The organism is Pseudomonas sp. HY2-MNA-CIBAN-0224, from assembly GCF_040310285.1.
Lineage (GTDB): Bacteria > Pseudomonadota > Gammaproteobacteria > Pseudomonadales > Pseudomonadaceae > Aquipseudomonas > Aquipseudomonas helleri.
Genome location: NZ_JBEOPQ010000540.1, coordinates 1 through 270, shown reverse-complemented (window position 1 = coordinate 270; position 270 = coordinate 1). Strand labels below are relative to the sequence as shown.

Sequence of the window (270 nt, the reverse complement as noted above, 5' to 3'; positions counted from 1 at the left end):
AAATTCTTTGTTCGACCATTTATCTAAACATGGTCAAACTAAGCGCGGCGTCTAGTGCGTAAGATGGCGCGGATGATAAATACAATGATAGCAATCGCAACGATAATACCTATTATCGCCAATAAGCCTGCGTACTTAATCAAGAAAGGCTTATCAACGCCAGTATTTGCGATGCGATCAACATCATCAGCACTCACATTACTGCTAGCAAGACCGCCAAAATTCACCCGTACGTAGTTGGCAATACCAGCGATTTGCTCACTATTTAAC

The 270-nt window shown here is 42.2% G+C and carries 1 protein-coding gene; it reads right to left on the bottom strand.

Annotated elements, in window-relative coordinates:
• Window positions 1-38 precede the first annotated feature (38 nt).
• Window positions 39-270 (bottom strand): hypothetical protein (locus AAEZ03_RS27480; RefSeq protein WP_502947974.1); only part of this gene is annotated, 232 nt, incomplete at its 5' end.